The sequence below is a fragment of the Pseudomonas syringae genome (assembly GCF_021606685.1).
In the GTDB taxonomy this organism is placed as follows: Bacteria; Pseudomonadota; Gammaproteobacteria; order Pseudomonadales; family Pseudomonadaceae; genus Aquipseudomonas; species Aquipseudomonas syringae_R.
Window position 1 is genome coordinate 15,541 of record NZ_WKCB01000033.1, and the last position, 16,122, is coordinate 31,662.

Here is a 16,122-nt window from a genome sequence, read left to right on the forward strand (position 1 = left end):
GTTAGTGCGCTTATTCTACTGACAACGCTGGGAGCCAATCCTCAGCGTTTCTGTGTCAGGGCACGACGCTCGAACTCGACGATGCGCTGACGGTAGTGCTCGATGGTCTGGGCGGTGAGGACGCTGCGCTGGTCGTCCTTGAGTTCGCCATTGAGTTCCTGGGACAGCTTGCGGGCTGCCGCCACCATCACGTCGAACGCCTGTTTCGGGTGACGCGGGCCTGGCAGGCCAAGGAAGAAACTCACCGCCGGGGTGCTGAACAGGTCGATGTCGTCCAGGTCGAAGGTGCCCGGCTTGACCGCGTTGGCCATGGAGAACAGCACTTCGCCGTTACCGGCCATGCTTTCGTGACGGTGGAAAATATCCATTTCGCCAAAACGCAGGCCGCTTTCCAGGATGTTCTGCAACAGCGCCGGACCCTTGAAGCCAGCGGCGTCGCGGCAGATCACGCTGATCACCAAGACTTCCTCGGCGGCAGGCTGATCGTTCACAGACTGACGCGGGGCGTTCTTGCTGGCGTTTTCGTCGGGGAAATCATCGTCGCGACTACTGAAGCTCGGGCCGTCATCCACGTCGAGGTTGAGGTCGCCCTGGTGCGGCTCGGCAACCGCCGCGCTGGCACGCTTGCCACGCTTGGACGAAGGCTCACGGGCTTCGCGCAACGGCGCGCTCATGGACGGCAAATCATGCTCATCCAGTTGCGGCTCTTTATGCGTATCCAGCACACGGGGCGGCCCCAGCAGCTCGGCGCTGCCGTCGTCGTCGGGCAAGTTGGACAGGTTACGGTCCAGACGGAATTTGAGCTTGCCCTTGCCACCGCGCATGCGGCGCCAGCCATCAAAAAGAATACCGGCAATGACAATGATGCCGATGACTATCAGCCACTCGCGCAGACCGATTTCCATGTAATCCCGTGCCTCTAATAAAAAATGCTGAAAAATAAGGGGTTTAGCACCGTGCAAACCGCTTTAAAACGTGGCGCCAACTCTATGTTCTGACTGACGTTTTGCCCACGCACACGAAAAATTGACATTAAACTAGCACGACCAAAGATAACTTTACACCGTCTGTCAAAATGCCTTGAACAAATATGTCCATTTGCCACTTTCGCCAGACCGGTAAACCCCCTTACAGCGTGCTAAAAAAATTCTCTCCAGGCGTGGCTCAGGATTCCACCATCGCCATCGCTTCTTCCACATCCACCGCGACCAACCGTGAACAGCCAGGTTCGTGCATGGTTACGCCCATCAACTGATCCGCCATTTCCATGGCGATCTTGTTGTGGGTGATATAGATGAATTGCACCGTCTGGGACATTTCTTTGACCAACCGGGCGTAGCGTCCAACGTTAGCGTCATCCAGCGGGGCGTCAACTTCATCGAGCATGCAGAACGGCGCCGGGTTCAACTTGAAGATGGCAAATACCAGGGCCAATGCGGTCAGGGCTTTTTCGCCGCCGGACAACAAATGGATGGTGCTGTTCTTCTTGCCCGGAGGCCGCGCCATGATCGTTACCCCAGTATCGAGTAGATCTTCGCCTGTCAGTTCCAAGTAAGCGCTGCCACCGCCGAAAACTTTCGGGAATAACGCCTGTAAACCGCCATTAATCTGATCAAAGGTATCTTTGAAGCGGTTACGGGTTTCCTTGTCGATCTTGCGGATCACGTTTTCCAACGTGTCCAGGGCTTCCACCAGGTCGGCGTCCTGGGCATCCAGATAACGTTTACGTTCGGATTGCTGCTGGTATTCGTCGATGGCTGCGAGGTTGATCGCGCCCAGGCGCTGTATACGCGCAGCAATGCGCTCAAGTTCTTCTTCGGCGTCTTTCTCGTTGGCCTGGGCGGTCAGGGTATTGAGCACGCCGTGCAGGTCGTAGCCGTCTTCCAGCAATTGGTCTTGCAGGGTCTTGCGGCGCACGGTCAGGGCTTGCCATTCCATGCGTTGCTGTTCGAGCTGGCCGCGAATCAGCTGGGATTGCTGCTCGGCCTGGGTCCGGCGTTTTTCCGCGTCGCGCAGCTCACGGTCGGCGTCTTCCAGGGCGATTTGCGCGGTCTTGAGTTCTTCGTCGACGGTCATGCGCTTGTCGAGCAACTCTTCGAGCTTGAGCCGCAGTTCTTCAAGCGGCGCTTCGCCCTCCTCCAGATTGAGGCTCAGTTGCTCGCGCTTTTCGGTGAGGCGTTCGGATTGCATCTCCAGGCGTTCAAGGGCCTGGGCCGTGGAATTATGCTGAGCCTTGAGCGACCCCAGGCGCACCGCCAATTGATGGGCGTGGTCCTTGTGCTGGCGCGCTTCCTGGCGCACGCGATCAAGGCGCTCGCGCAGGCTGTCGCGCTGGGCCAGCAGCAGCTCGCGCTGCTCGGTGTCCAGCGCCATGCTGTCGAGGGCTTCCTGCAAGTGCAGGCGCGCCTCGCCGATCTGTTCGTGTTCGAGGGCGCGCTGCTCGCCCATCTCGGCCACTTCGTCGTCAAGACGGGTGCGGCGCAGGGTCAGTTGCTCGGCCTTGGCTTTGCTCGCGGACAGCTGGGCTTTCAATTCGCCCTGCTGGCGGGCTTCGTCCTGCAACAGGCGGCGCAAGTGTTCGCGACCGGTCTCTTGCTGGCGCTGGGTGGCGCGCAGGGTTTGCAGTTCGGTTTCCAGGCTTTCGAGGGTCGCTTCGCGCTCTTCACGCTCGGCCGTCAGGTTGACGATTTCCTGGCCGCGGGCCAGAACGCCGCTTTCCGCTTCACTGGCGCGGCGCACTCGCAGGAAGTGCCGGCCGACCCAGTAGCCATCGCGGCTGATCAGGCTTTCGCCGGCACGCAGTTGGCCGCGCTGGGCCAGGGCCTGTTCAAGGGATTCGACCGGTTTGACCTGGCCCAACCACGGCGACAGATCAATCGCCGCCTCGACTTTATCCAGCAAACTGCCCGGCACTCGCGTGCCATCGGCCGCCGGGCTGAGCAAACGCAGATCGCCCTGAGCAAAACCGGCCAGGTCGAAGCCGCCAAAATCATCCACCAGCACGGCCTGCAGGTCGGCGCCGAGCACGGTTTCTACCGCCAGCTCCCAACCCGCCTCAACCTTCAAGCCTTCGGCCAGGCGCGGGCGCTCGGCCAAATGCTGGTCACGCAGCCACTCGGCAGTGCCGGTGCCGGGGTCCAATGCGGCTTGCTGCAAGGCTTCAAGGGACGCCAGGCGGCCATTGAGCCGCTGCAAATCGCCCTGGGCCTGCTGCTGGGCCTGGGTCGCCTGTTGCAGTTGCTGACGCAATTGCTCCAGGCGCTCCACTTGTTGTTCTTCGCTGGCTTCCAGCTCTTCCAGCGTCATCTCGCTTTCGGCCAGTTGCTCGCTCAGTTCCATGATTGCCGCGTCTTCCGGATCGGCGGCGAGCAATACACGCTCTTCCTGCAGACGACGCTGGCGCTCGGCCAGGCGTTCCATGCTGGTTTCCAACTGCTGGATGCGCGACTGCTGCACCTCAGCCTGGCGGCGCGGCTCAGCAGATTGCAGGTTGAAGGTGTCCCACTGCTCCTGCCAGCCGTGCATGGTGGTTTCGGCTTCTTCCAGGGCGGCGGCGGCTTCTTCGGCGGCGGCGCTGGTGATTTCCTGCTCGGGGGTGAGCATGTCCAGCTCTTCGCCGAGGGTCAGCAATAAGGTGCGGTCATGGCCCAGGTGCGATTCGGTCTCCAGGCGCGCGCGCTCGGCTTCTTTCAGATCGTCCTGCAACTGCCGCAGGCGCTGCTGGCCGTGCTGGATGCTCTGCTCGACCCGGGCAATATCACCGCCCACCGAGTAGAAGCGGCCCTGCACCAGATTGAAGCGCTCGGAGAGGTCATGGTGCCCGTCACGCAACCGCTCGATGCTGGCGTCGGCATTGCGCTGTTCGGCCACCAGGGCTTCGAAGCTGATTTCCTGGGTGCCGATGATCGCCTCGCGCTGGCCGACCTGATCATTCAATGCCTGCCAGCGCAGGGCCGAGAGTTGCGCCTTGAGCTGGCGCTCTTCGCCCTTGTATTCCTGGTACTTCTCGGCGGCCTGGGCCTGGCGGTGCAGGCGTTCGAGCTGACGCTCAAGCTCTTCGCGCAGGTCGGTCAGGCGGGCGAGGTTTTCATGGGTACGCCGGATACGGTTTTCGGTTTCGCGACGGCGCTCCTTGTACTTGGAGATGCCGGCCGCTTCTTCGATAAAGTTGCGCAGGTCCTCGGGTTTGGCTTCGATCAGCTTGGAGATCATGCCCTGCTCGATGATCGAATAGCTGCGCGGGCCCAGGCCGGTGCCGAGGAAAATATCGGTAATGTCACGGCGCCGGCACTTGGTGCCGTTGAGGAAATAGCTGTTCTGGCTGTCGCGGGTCACTTTGCGGCGAATGGAAATTTCCGCGTAGGCCGCGTACTCGCCGATCAGGGTGCCGTCGGAGTTATCGAACACCAGCTCGATGCTCGCCTGGCTGACTGGCTTGCGGCTGGTGGAGCCGTTGAAGATGACGTCGGTCATCGACTCGCCACGCAGGTTTTTTGCCGAGCTCTCGCCCATCACCCAGCGTACGGCGTCGATGATGTTCGACTTGCCGCAACCATTGGGCCCGACCACCGCCGCCATGTTACTGGGGAAGTTCACCGTGGTCGGGTCGACGAAGGATTTGAACCCCGCCAGTTTGATGCACTTGAGCCGCACGCTTAGGCGTCCGCCAACGCAGCGATGACCAACGACGAACTGCGCTGGCAGTACGCCGACAGCACCTGGCGGATTTGCGGCAGGTCACGGCCGAGTACGGCGGCGAGCAATTGCTCGAACAGCGCCAGGTACTCGCTCATGGATGCCTTGCGTTGATCCAGCGCCAAGTAATAGGCACGGTTCATCGCCGGCTGCAGGTTCTCGACAGTTTCCTGCAGATACGGGTTGTTGGCGAAGGGGTACGCCGCACGCATCACATTGAAGCACTCTTCAACAAAGGCGCGGATGTCCTGGCGCTCGAAATTGGCGACCAGCCGCTGCTGGATCTGCACAAAAGGCGCCATGTCAGCCTGGGTCTGCCAGCCTTGGGCGACGGCATTGCCCAGCAAGATGTACAACTCGCTCATCAAGGTGCAAAGGCTCTGCACCTTGTGCGCGGTGAGTTCGGTGACATGCGCGCCACGGCGCGGCAGGATCGCGATCAGGTGGCGGCGTTCAAGGATCAGCAAGGCTTCGCGCACGGAACCGCGGCTGACATTGAGTGCCAGCGTGACTTTCTGCTCCTGGATCCGCTCCCCAGGCTTGAGGTCGCCGCGAATGATACGTTCGGCGAGGTGGTGAGCAATTTGCTCGGCGAGACTGTCCGGCGCCTTGAACGTCATGTTTTCCCTTCAAAATCTTCTATCGATACAAGCGCGGCAGTGTAGCGCAAATGCTGGCTGATGGCGCTGGGCCCACTCTCGCGAATTTGGCATGAAATAAGCAGCTGTGCACCTCGAGAGAACACTCAAAAACGCCCAAAAACGCCGGTTTCAGAAGACTGGACCATAATTGAAAGGGTTGTGATCGCAATTTCTTGACCTTCTGGTCAGAAAATCATTGACCGAAAAGTCAGAGATGACTAGATTCGGCGCAAAGCGGTTAACAACAATAATGAGTCTGCGAGGCCTTCCGTGATCCAGTTTTTACTTAACCAGGAACTCCGTAGCGAGCACGCCCTGGACCCCAACCTGACCGTGCTCAATTACCTGCGCGAGCACCTGGGCAAATCCGGTACCAAGGAAGGCTGCGCCAGTGGTGACTGTGGCGCGTGCACCGTGGTGGTCGGCGAGTTGCACACCGACGAGCACGGTACCGAGCAGATTCGTTATCGCAGCCTCAACTCGTGCCTGACCTTTGTGTCGTCCCTGCACGGTAAACAACTGATCAGCGTCGAAGACCTCAAGCACCAGGGCAAGCTGCACAGCGTGCAACAGGCCATGGTCGAGTGCCACGGCTCGCAATGCGGCTTTTGCACACCCGGCTTTGTCATGTCGTTGTTTGCCCTGCAAAAGAACAGCGACGCCCCCGACAGCCAAAAGGCCCATGAGGCCCTGGCCGGCAACCTCTGTCGCTGCACCGGTTACCGCCCGATCCTGGCCGCCGCCGAACAGGCCTGCTGCAACAAGCCGGTGGACCAGTTCGACAGCCGCCAGGCCGAAACCATCGCCCGCCTCAAAGCCATTGCGCCGACGCAAACCGGTGAGCTGAACAGCGGCGATAAACGCTGCCTGGTGCCGCTGACCGTGGCCGACCTGGCCGACCTCTATGACGCCTACCCACAAGCTCGCCTGCTGGCTGGCGGCACCGACCTGGCGCTGGAGGTTACCCAGTTTCACCGCGTGCTGCCGGTGATGATCTACGTCGGCAACATTGAAGAAATGAAGCGTATCGACGCCTTCGACGACCGCCTGGAAATCGGCGCCGCCACCGCCCTCTCCGACTGCTACACCGCGCTGCATCACGAATACCCGGATTTCGGCGAGCTGCTGCACCGCTTTGCCTCGCTGCAAATCCGCAACCAGGGCACCCTCGGCGGCAACATCGGCAACGCCTCGCCGATTGGTGATTCACCGCCGCTGCTGATCGCCCTCGGTGCGCAGATCGTGCTGTGCAAGGGCGACGTGCGCCGCACCCTGGCGCTGGAAGACTACTTTATCGACTACCGCGTTACTGCCCGTCAGGACAGTGAATTCATCGAGAAAATCATCGTGCCCAAGGGCCACGCGCTGTTCCGTGCCTACAAGGTTTCCAAGCGCCTGGACGACGATATTTCCGCAGTGTGCGCGGCCTTCAATCTCAAGATCGACAGCGGTGTGATCAGCGAGGCCCGCGTTGCGTTCGGCGGCATGGCCGCCACGCCAAAGCGCGCCAAAAGCTGCGAAGCCGCGTTGGTCGGCGCCACCTGGAACAGCGCCACCGTGGAGAAGGCCTGCGCCGCCCTGGCCGAGGATTTCACCCCGCTGTCGGACTTCCGCGCCAGCAAGGAATACCGCCTGCTCAGCGCGCAGAACCTGCTGCGCAAATACTTCATCGAGCTGCAAACGCCGCACATCGAGACTCGGGTGACCGCTTATGTCTAACCATCACGCCGTCGTTAAAACCCAGGCCGAACTCGCCGAGTTGTTTACCCAGGACCTGACCTCCGGGGTCGGGCGCAGCGTCAAGCACGACAGCGCCGCCAAGCACGTCTCCGGCGAGGCGCAGTACATTGATGACCGCCTGGAGTTTCCCAACCAGTTGCACCTGTATGCGCGCCTGTCCGACCGCGCCCACGCCCGTATCATCAGCATCGACACCGCGCCCTGCTACGCCTTCGAAGGTGTGCGCATCGCCATCACCCACAAAGACGTACCGGGCCTGAAAGACATCGGCCCGTTGATGCCCGGTGACCCGTTGCTGGCCATCGACACCGTGCAGTTCGTCGGCCAGGTGGTCCTGGCCGTGGCCGCCCGCGACCTGGAAACCGCACGCAAGGCCGCCATGGCTGCGGTGATCGAATACGAAGACCTGGAGCCGGTGCTGGACGTGGTCGAGGCGTTTCGCAAAAAGCATTTTGTGCTCGACAGCCACACCCATCAGCGCGGTGATTCGGTGGGCGCATTGGCCACGGCGAAAAACCGTATCCAGGGCACGCTGCATATCGGCGGCCAGGAACACTTCTACCTGGAAACCCAGATCTCCTCGGTGATGCCCACCGAAGACGGCGGCATGATCGTCTACTGCTCCACGCAAAACCCCACCGAAGTGCAAAAACTGGTGGCCGAAGTACTCGACGTTTCGATGAATAAAATCGTCGTGGATATGCGCCGCATGGGCGGTGGTTTCGGCGGCAAGGAAACCCAGGCCGCCAGCCCCGCTTGCCTGTGCGCGGTGGTGGCACAGCTGACCGGCCAGCCGACCAAGATGCGCCTGCCGCGCGTCGAAGACATGCTGATGACCGGCAAGCGCCACCCCTTCTACATCGAATACGACGTGGGCTTCGACGACAACGGCCGCCTGCACGGCATCAACCTGGAGCTGGCGGGCAACTGCGGCTGCTCGCCGGACTTGTCCAACTCGATTGTCGACCGCGCGATGTTCCACGCCGACAACTCGTACTACCTGGGCGACGCCACGGTCAACGGCCATCGCTGCAAGACCAACACCGCGTCCAACACGGCGTACCGTGGCTTCGGCGGCCCCCAAGGCATGGTCGCCATCGAGGAAGTGATGGACGCCATCGCCCGCCATCTGGCCCTCGACCCACTGGCGGTGCGCAAGGCCAACTACTACGGCAAGACCGAGCGCAACGTCACGCATTACTACCAGACCGTCGAGCACAACATGCTCGAAGAGATGACCGCCGAGCTTGAGGCCAGCAGCCAATATGCCGAGCGCCGCGAGGCGGTGCGCCTGTACAACGCCCACAGCCCGATCCTGAAAAAAGGCCTGGCGCTGACGCCGGTGAAATTCGGCATTTCGTTTACCGCGAGCTTCTTGAACCAGGCCGGTGCGCTGATCCACATCTACACCGACGGCAGCATCCACCTCAACCACGGCGGCACCGAGATGGGCCAGGGCCTGAACACCAAGGTCGCGCAAGTGGTGGCCGAAGTGTTCCAGGTCGAAATCGACCGCGTGCAGATCACCGCCACCAACACCGACAAGGTGCCCAACACCTCGCCAACCGCCGCCTCCAGCGGCGCTGACCTGAACGGCAAGGCCGCGCAGAACGCCGCCGAAACCATCAAGCAGCGCCTGGTGGAATTCGCCGCGCGCAAATACGACGTGAGCGAAGCCGACGTGGAATTCCACAACGGCCATGTGCGCGTGCGTGACCAGATCCTGACCTTTGAGGCGCTGATCCAGCAGGCGTATTTCGCCCAGGTTTCGCTGTCGAGCACCGGTTTTTACAAGACCCCGAAAATCTTCTACGACCGCAGCCAGTCGCGCGGTCGGCCGTTCTACTACTACGCGTTCGGCGCGGCGTGTTGCGAGGTGATCGTCGACACCCTGACCGGCGAGTACAAGATGCTGCGCACCGACATCCTCCACGACGTGGGCGCTTCGCTGAACCCGGCCATCGACATCGGCCAGGTCGAAGGCGGCTTCATCCAGGGCATGGGCTGGCTGACCATGGAAGAGCTGGTGTGGAACAACAAGGGCAAGCTGATGACCAACGGCCCGGCCAGCTACAAGATCCCGGCCGTGGCCGACATGCCCCTGGATTTGCGCGTGAAGCTGGTGGAAAACCGCAAAAACCCGGAAGACACGGTGTTCCACTCCAAGGCGGTGGGCGAGCCACCGTTCATGCTCGGGATTGCTTCGTGGTGTGCGATCAAGGACGCGGTGGCGAGTTTGGGTGACTATCGCCATCAGCCCAAGATTGATGCGCCGGCGACGCCGGAGCGGGTGTTGTGGGGATGTGAGCAGATGCGGCAGTTGCAGGCGGTTACGCCTGTGGAAACCGAAACTGAGATGGCTTCGCTTTAGACCGAGGCGCTGCCATCGGGGGCAAGCCCCACTCCCACATTTTGATCTGTGAATACCTTCAAATGTGGGAGGGGGCTTGCCCCCGATGACGGCCTCACAGACACCACAAGAGGTGACTATGAACAACTGGATCAGCGCCCTCGCCGACCTGCAGAACCAGGGTGAACCCTGCGTGCTGGTCACCATCATCGAAGAACTCGGCTCCACGCCGCGCAATGCCGGCTCGAAGATGGTGATCAGCGCCGCGCAGACCTTCGACACCATCGGTGGCGGGCACCTGGAATACAAGGCGATGCAGATCGCCCGCGACATGCTCGCGCGTGGCCAGCAGAACACCCACCTTGAGCGTTTCAGCCTCGGCGCGAGCCTGGGCCAGTGCTGCGGCGGCGTGACCGTGCTGCTGTTCGAACCCATGGGCCAGGTGCAGGCGCAGATCGCGGTGTTTGGCGCCGGGCATGTCGGCCGCGCGTTGGTACCGCTGCTGGCGAGCCTGCCGTGTCGGGTGCGCTGGATCGATTCGCGTGACCAGGAGTTTCCAGAGCACATCCCCCAGGGCGTGCGTAAAATCGTCAGCGAAGAGCCGGTGGATGAAATTGCCGACCTGCCCGTGGGCAGTTACTGCATCGTAATGACCCACAATCATGCACTGGACCTGGAACTGACCGCCGCCCTGCTCAAGCGCAATGACTTTGCCTATTTCGGCCTGATCGGCTCGAAAACCAAGCGCGTCAAATTCGAACACCGCCTGCGTGATCGCGGTTACGACACCGCACAACTGCAACGCATGCGCTGCCCCATGGGCCTCACCGAGGTGAAGGGCAAATTGCCGGTGGAGATCGCCATCTCCATCGCCGGCGAAATCATCGCCACCTATAACGCCAATTTCGGCCAGCACACTGCGAGTGCCGAACCCATTGCCAAACTGCTGCCGGTGTCACGCCGTAGCCAAGCCACGAATTGAGATGACCATGCCTTTGACTCGCAAAGCCTACCGTGCCGCCCTCCTGCACAGCATCGCCGACCCTGCCGAAGTCGGGATCGAAGCCTCATATGAGTATTTCGAAGACGGCCTGCTGGTGATCGAAAACGGCCAGATCAGCGCCGTCGGCCACGCCAGCGACCTGCTGCCGACGCTGCCCGCCGATATCGACATCACCCATTACCAAGACGCGCTGATCACCCCCGGCCTGATCGACACCCACATCCACCTGCCGCAAACCGGCATGGTCGGCGCCTATGGCGAACAGTTGCTGGATTGGCTCAACACCTACACCTTCCCGTGTGAAAGCCAGTTCGCCGACAAGGCTCACGCCGAGGAAGTCGCGGACATTTTCATCAAGGAACTGCTGCGCAATGGCACCACCACTGCGCTGGTGTTCGGCAGCGTGCACCCGCAGTCAGTGAATGCGTTCTTTGAAGCAGCAGAAAAACTCGACCTGCGCATGATCGCCGGCAAGGTGATGATGGACCGCAACGCGCCGGACTACCTGACCGACACCGCCGAAACCGGCTACCAGCAAAGCAAGGCGCTGATCGAGCGCTGGCACGGCAAGGGCCGCCTGCACTACGCGGTGACGCCGCGCTTTGCACCAACCAGCACGCCAGAGCAATTGGCGCTGGCCGGGCAGTTGCTGGGTGAATACCCCGACCTGTACATGCAGACGCACATCAGTGAAAACAAGCAGGAAGTGGAGTGGGTGAAGGAGCTGTTCCCGGAGCGCAAAGGCTATCTGGATGTGTACGACCACTACCACCTGCTCGGCGAGCGCTCAGTGTTTGCCCATGGCGTGCATCTGTGTGACGACGAGTGCGCGCGGCTCGCAGAAACCGGTTCAGCCGTCGCGTTCTGCCCGACCTCGAACCTGTTCCTCGGCAGCGGTTTGTTCAACCTGCCGATGGCCGAGAAGCACAAATTGAATGTGGGCCTGGGCACCGACGTGGGCGGCGGCACCAGCTTCTCGCTGCTGCAAACCCTGAACGAGGCCTACAAGGTCATGCAGTTGCAGGGCGCACGGTTGAGCCCGTTCAAGTCGCTGTACCTGGCCACCTTGGGCGGCGCGCGAGCGCTTCGGTTGGAAGACAAGATCGGTACGTTGCAACCGGGCACGGACGCGGACTTCCTGGTGCTGGACTACAACGCCACGCCGTTGCTGAGCTATCGCTTGAAGCAGGCGAAGAACATTGCCGAGACGTTGTTTGTGTTGATGACGCTGGGGGATGATCGGACGGTATTGCAGACTTACGCAGCCGGCCAACTCGTGCACCAACGCTGATTTCAACCACAACACAAAACCAAATGTGGGAGGGGGCTTGCCCCCGATTGCGGTGTGTCAGCTACACATAAGCTGACTGATCCACCGCTATCGGGGGCAAGCCCCCTCCCACATTTTTATCCGGGTGAACCCGGAAAATTACAGCTTGATCGAGGAACGCCCAGGCTTCTTCGTCTGCAACAAATGCGAGAACACCGCATGCAGATCATCCGACGCGCTTTCCTCATCGAGGTTGAGCTTGCTGTCGATGTGATCCATGTGATGCATCATCAGGTTCACCGCCAAGGTCGCGTCGCGGGCTTCAATCGCATCGATCAACTGGGTGTGTTCATCGTAGGAGCAGTGCGAGCGGTTGCCGCTTTCATACTGGGCGATGATCAACGACGTCTGCGACACCAGGCTGCGCTGGAAGCTGATCAGCGGCGCGTTCTTCGCCGCTTCGGCCAGCTTGAGGTGGAACTCGCCGGAAAGGCGGATGCCTGCGCCGCGGTCGCCACGGGAGAAGCTGTCGCGCTCGTCGTTGACCATCTGGCGCAGCTCGGCCAATTGGTCGGCCGTGGCATGCTGCACCGCCAGCTCGGTAATCGCGCGCTCAACCAAACGCCGGGCCAGGAACACCTGGCGGGCTTCCTCGACGCTCGGGCTGGCGACGACTGCGCCGCGATTGGGCCGCAGCAGTACCACGCCTTCATGGGCCAGACGCGACAGCGCGCGGCGAATGATGGTGCGGCTGACGCCGAAGATTTCGCCCAGTGCCTCTTCACTCAACTTGGTTCCGGGCGCCAGGCGTTGTTCGAGGATCGCCTCGAAGATATGCGCGTAGACGATATCGTCCTGGGTTCCGCTGCGACCGGCCTTGCCGGCTCGCGGTTGTTTCTTGAGAGGTTGCAACTGTTCGTTCATGGGCACTCGGGTTTGGAGAACGGCGGCGAATTAACGGTAATACGGCAAGCGCGTGTCGCTGGCAAGTATCACCTAAAAACAGGGCACATTGTACACAACCGACTGCGCCAACACACTGTACGGCTGTTTGCGCCTGCGGCTGTATTGCAATGAGTCGTTACGTTTGAGTTTAGGCTTGAATCTGCGCCCTCACCGGCAAATACCCAGGTAAAAGGAACACCCCTCCATGAACGACGCCACCCAAGCGCCTTTGCGCCCGTTGGCCGACACCTCTGCGTCGGCCGTGGTCGCCGGCTTCATCGCCATGATGACCGGCTACACTAGTTCTCTGGTGCTGATGTTCCAGGCCGGCCAGGCCGCTGGCTTGACCACCGCGCAGATTTCTTCGTGGATCTGGGCGATCTCCATCGGCATGGCGGTGTGCAGCATCGGCCTGTCGCTGCGCTATCGCACGCCAATCACCATCGCCTGGTCCACACCCGGCGCGGCGCTGTTGATTACCAGCCTGGGCGGCGTCAGCTATGGCGAAGCCATCGGTGCCTACATCACCTGCGCCGTGCTGGTGACCCTCTGCGGGCTGACCGGCAGCTTCGAAAAACTGGTTAAACGTATCCCGGCGTCACTGGCCGCAGCCCTGCTGGCGGGGATTCTGTTCAAGATCGGCAGCGAAATATTCGTCGCCGCCCAGCACCGTACCGGCCTGGTGCTGGGGATGTTTTTCACCTACCTGATCATCAAGCGCCTGTCGCCGCGCTATGCGGTGCTCGCCGCGCTGCTGATCGGCACCGCGCTGTCGGGGCTGATGGGGTTGCTGGACTTCAGCGGCTTTCACCTGGAGGTAGCGACGCCGGTGTGGACCACTCCGCACTTCTCGCTGGCGGCGACCATCAGCATCGGCATTCCGCTGTTTGTGGTGGCGATGACCTCACAGAACATGCCCGGCGTGGCCGTGCTGCGCGCCGACGGCTACACCGTGCCCGCCTCGCCGCTGATCACTACCACCGGCCTCGCATCACTGGTGCTGGCGCCGTTCGGCTCCCACGGCATCAACCTGGCGGCGATCAGCGCGGCCATCTGCACCGGGCCCCACGCCCATGAAGACCGTAACAAGCGCTACACGGCGGCGGTCTGGTGCGGCGTGTTCTACGGGCTTGCCGGGGTGTTCGGCGCAACGCTGGCGGCGCTGTTCGCAGCCTTGCCCAAAGAGCTGGTGCTGTCGATTGCGGCATTGGCGTTGTTTGGCTCGATCATCAATGGCTTGAGTATCGCCATGAATGAGCCCAAGGAACGGGAGGCGGCGCTGATCACCTTTATGGTCACTGCGTCGGGCTTGACTCTGTTTTCCATCGGGTCGGCATTCTGGGGGATTGTCGCGGGGGTGTTGACGCTGTTGATTCTGAACGCGCGCAAGGCATAAAAAAACGGCGACCCGAGGGTCGCCGTTTTTTCAGTATCACTTAGCCGCGTTGATCGGCTTTTCTGGATACCACACGTCCAGCAGCGGGCTGACTTCAGCCTTGGTCAGCTCGGAACGGGTTTTCAGCCAGGCTTCAACAGCTGCGCGCTGCTCTTCGGAGACCGAGCCACGCTTCTGCAGGCAAACCAGACCGTAGTCATCGCCGCCAACATAGCCAAGACCGTTGGCTTCCATGGCTTCGTTGATGAATGCTTCGAGGAAAGCGTCGATAGCTTCTTCACTCAGGCCTTCATTGAAGTCCAGGTTCAGTTCGAAACCCAGCTCTTGAAATTCATCAACGCACAGTTTTTTGCGCAGACGCTGGGAACGGTTAGTCGCCATTGGAACAATCCTCATAAGTAATAACGGGCGGCACTTTAGCAGTTTAAGGCGGTGATTGCCCGACTCTCTGGGACGGGCGGCACGATGCCGGGAAAAAAAACGCCGATTCCCAGCTATCGTTCAGCTACAAGTGGCGTCGGCTTGGGGCATAATGCCGACACTTTCATGACCATTGAGGGATTTTTCCTATTTACCCCTCGCCTTTTTCACCCTTCTCAGCAGTAGGGTTTTATTCTTTATGATCAAATCTTTGCGCTCCGTAGTCCTTGCCGGTCTTATCCTGCCCCTGGCGTTTTCCGCCACCGCTGCCCCGATCAATAACACCCTGCCACCCAACGTTGCGCAGGCCCTGCAGAAAGCCAAGCTGCAAAACACCGCGCTGTCCCTGGTGATGCTCCCCCTGAACGGCCCCGGCACCCCCACCGTGTTCAACGCCGATGTCTCGGTCAACCCGGCGTCGACCATGAAGCTGGTCACCACCTACGCGGCCCTGGAAATGCTCGGCCCCAACCATCAGTGGAAAACCGAGTTCTACACCGACGGCACCCTCAGCGGTGGCGTGTTGCACGGCAACCTGTACCTCAAGGGCGGCGGTGACCCCAAGCTGAACATGGAAAAACTCTGGCTGCTGATGCGCGACCTGCGCGCCAATGGCGTGCAGCAGGTGACCGGCGACCTGGTGCTGGACCGCGGTTTCTTCAACCAGCCGCTGTTGCCGGAATTCAATGACGACGGCAATGACGAGAACAAACCATTCCTGGTCAAGCCAGACGCCTTGCTGGTCAACCTCAAGGCCCTGCGTTTTGTGACCCGTAACGATTCAGGCCGCGTGCTCGTTTCGGTCGAGCCGCCGATTGCCAGCATCCGCATCGACAACCAGGTCAAGGCTTCCGCCGCCAAGCAATGCACCGGTGACGTACGCTACAACCCGGTCACGGCCGCCGATGGCAGCGTGACGGTGACGGTCAGCGGCCAGTTGGCCGATGGCTGCAGTTCGCAGACTTACCTCTCGCTGCTGGACCACGCGACCTACACCGCCGGCGCCGTCCGGGCGATCTGGAAAGAGCTGGGCGGCACCATCCAGGGCCGGGATATCCAGGCGCCGGTGCCCAAGGATGCCAAGGTGCTGGCCCGCGCGTTTTCGCCGGACCTGGCAGAGATCATCCGCGACATCAACAAATACAGTAACAACACCATGGCCCAGCAGCTGTTCCTGAGCCTCGGCGCGCAGTTTCGCAACGACGCCGACGGCGACGACGCCAAGGCCGCCCAGCGCGTAGTGCGCCAGTGGCTGGCGAAAAAGGGCATCACCGCACCGCACCTGGTGATGGAGAACGGTTCTGGCCTGTCCCGCGCCGAACGGGTCAGCGCGCGCGAGATGGCCGCCATGCTGCAAGCCGCCTGGAAAAGCCCCTACGCGGCGGAATACATCAGCTCGATGCCGATTGCCGGCACCGACGGCACCATGCGCAAACGCCTCAAGACCACCGCCATGCGCGGCGAAGCCCACGTCAAGACCGGGACCTTGAACACCGTGCGCGCCATCGCCGGCTTCAGCCGCGACAACAACGGCAATACCTGGGCGGTGGTCGCGATCCTTAACGATCCCAAGCCATGGGGTGCCTCGTCGGTGCTGGACCAGGTGCTGCTGGACCTGTATCGCCAGCCAAAAGCAGTAGCTGCGGCGCCAGTGCTCTAAAG

11 protein-coding genes are annotated in these 16,122 nt (G+C 61.3%); 6 read left to right on the forward strand and 5 right to left on the reverse strand.

Translation table 11 applies throughout. The features are described 5' to 3' along the window. Positions 1–41: 41 nt before the first annotated feature. From zipA to GIW02_RS14465, 3 genes are all read right to left on the reverse strand, one after another. A complete protein-coding gene (gene zipA, locus GIW02_RS14455; protein ID WP_236421905.1) occupies positions 42–905 on the reverse strand; it encodes a cell division protein ZipA in 864 nt (287 codons plus the stop codon). Positions 906–1,164: 259 nt separating this feature from the next. After that, positions 1,165–4,653 (reverse strand): chromosome segregation protein SMC, encoded by a 3,489-nt coding sequence (smc, locus tag GIW02_RS14460; RefSeq protein WP_236418492.1) that lies wholly within the window; start codon positions 4,651–4,653, stop codon positions 1,165–1,167. 2 nt (positions 4,654–4,655) lie between these two features. Then, positions 4,656–5,315, reverse strand: a complete 660-nt coding sequence (locus tag GIW02_RS14465) for a GntR family transcriptional regulator (protein ID WP_236418494.1) — start codon at positions 5,313–5,315, stop codon at positions 4,656–4,658. Between the two features lie 291 nt (positions 5,316–5,606). Here GIW02_RS14465 and xdhA point away from each other — a divergent pair, with 291 nt between their 5' ends. The 4 genes from xdhA (at position 5,607) to guaD (ending at position 11,720) form a co-directional block, all read left to right on the forward strand. Next, the gene (gene xdhA / locus GIW02_RS14470; protein WP_236418495.1) at positions 5,607–7,055 is read left to right on the forward strand and encodes a xanthine dehydrogenase small subunit; all 1,449 of its coding nucleotides are present in this window, start codon (positions 5,607–5,609) and stop codon (positions 7,053–7,055) included. Next, on the forward strand, positions 7,048–9,447 hold the full coding sequence (gene xdhB, locus GIW02_RS14475) for a xanthine dehydrogenase molybdopterin binding subunit (RefSeq protein ID WP_236418496.1): 2,400 nt from the start codon (positions 7,048–7,050) through the stop codon (positions 9,445–9,447). Before xdhA ends, xdhB begins: the two co-directional genes overlap by 8 nt. Positions 9,448–9,565: 118 nt before the next feature. Continuing rightward, positions 9,566–10,408: a xanthine dehydrogenase accessory protein XdhC gene (gene xdhC / locus GIW02_RS14480; protein ID WP_236418497.1), complete on the forward strand. Its 843-nt coding sequence runs from the start codon at positions 9,566–9,568 to the stop codon at positions 10,406–10,408. A 7-nt stretch (positions 10,409–10,415) separates the two neighbouring features. After that, positions 10,416–11,720 carry a guanine deaminase gene (gene guaD, locus GIW02_RS14485; RefSeq protein WP_236421906.1) on the forward strand — a complete coding sequence of 435 codons (1,305 nt, stop codon included), beginning with the start codon at positions 10,416–10,418 and terminating at the stop codon, positions 11,718–11,720. A gap of 138 nt (positions 11,721–11,858) precedes the next feature. Here guaD and GIW02_RS14490 read toward each other — a convergent pair whose 3' ends face one another. Then, entirely contained in the window at positions 11,859–12,623 is a 765-nt protein-coding gene (locus GIW02_RS14490; RefSeq protein WP_060756181.1) for a GntR family transcriptional regulator, read from the reverse strand. 226 nt (positions 12,624–12,849) lie between these two features. On the opposite strand from GIW02_RS14490, the gene GIW02_RS14495 reads away from it, so the two are divergent. Beyond that, positions 12,850–14,040 carry a benzoate/H(+) symporter BenE family transporter gene (locus GIW02_RS14495; protein WP_236419649.1) on the forward strand — a complete coding sequence of 397 codons (1,191 nt, stop codon included), beginning with the start codon at positions 12,850–12,852 and terminating at the stop codon, positions 14,038–14,040. 36 nt (positions 14,041–14,076) lie between these two features. Here the strand turns inward: GIW02_RS14495 and GIW02_RS14500 are convergent, their stop codons facing one another. Then, entirely contained in the window at positions 14,077–14,421 is a 345-nt protein-coding gene (locus GIW02_RS14500) for a YggL family protein (RefSeq protein WP_017739581.1), read from the reverse strand. Positions 14,422–14,659: 238 nt separating this feature from the next. On the opposite strand from GIW02_RS14500, the gene dacB reads away from it, so the two are divergent. Further along, on the forward strand, positions 14,660–16,120 hold the full coding sequence (gene dacB, locus GIW02_RS14505) for a D-alanyl-D-alanine carboxypeptidase/D-alanyl-D-alanine endopeptidase (RefSeq protein WP_236421908.1): 1,461 nt from the start codon (positions 14,660–14,662) through the stop codon (positions 16,118–16,120). Positions 16,121–16,122: the final 2 nt, after the last annotated feature.

What these genes read in the sequence shown, in the direction of transcription:
- zipA (WP_236421905.1), bottom strand. Translation starts at nt 905, where the DNA reads ATGGAAATCGGTCTGCGCGAGTGGCTGATAGTCATCGGCATCATTGTC.
- GIW02_RS14465 (WP_236418494.1), bottom strand. Translation starts at nt 5,315, where the DNA reads ATGACGTTCAAGGCGCCGGACAGTCTCGCCGAGCAAATTGCTCACCAC.
- xdhB (WP_236418496.1), top strand. Translation starts at nt 7,048, where the DNA reads ATGTCTAACCATCACGCCGTCGTTAAAACCCAGGCCGAACTCGCCGAG.
- xdhC (WP_236418497.1), top strand. Translation starts at nt 9,566, where the DNA reads ATGAACAACTGGATCAGCGCCCTCGCCGACCTGCAGAACCAGGGTGAA.
- guaD (WP_236421906.1), top strand. Translation starts at nt 10,416, where the DNA reads ATGCCTTTGACTCGCAAAGCCTACCGTGCCGCCCTCCTGCACAGCATC.
- GIW02_RS14490 (WP_060756181.1), bottom strand. Translation starts at nt 12,623, where the DNA reads ATGAACGAACAGTTGCAACCTCTCAAGAAACAACCGCGAGCCGGCAAG.
- GIW02_RS14495 (WP_236419649.1), top strand. Translation starts at nt 12,850, where the DNA reads ATGAACGACGCCACCCAAGCGCCTTTGCGCCCGTTGGCCGACACCTCT.
- GIW02_RS14500 (WP_017739581.1), bottom strand. Translation starts at nt 14,421, where the DNA reads ATGGCGACTAACCGTTCCCAGCGTCTGCGCAAAAAACTGTGCGTTGAT.
- dacB (WP_236421908.1), top strand. Translation starts at nt 14,660, where the DNA reads ATGATCAAATCTTTGCGCTCCGTAGTCCTTGCCGGTCTTATCCTGCCC.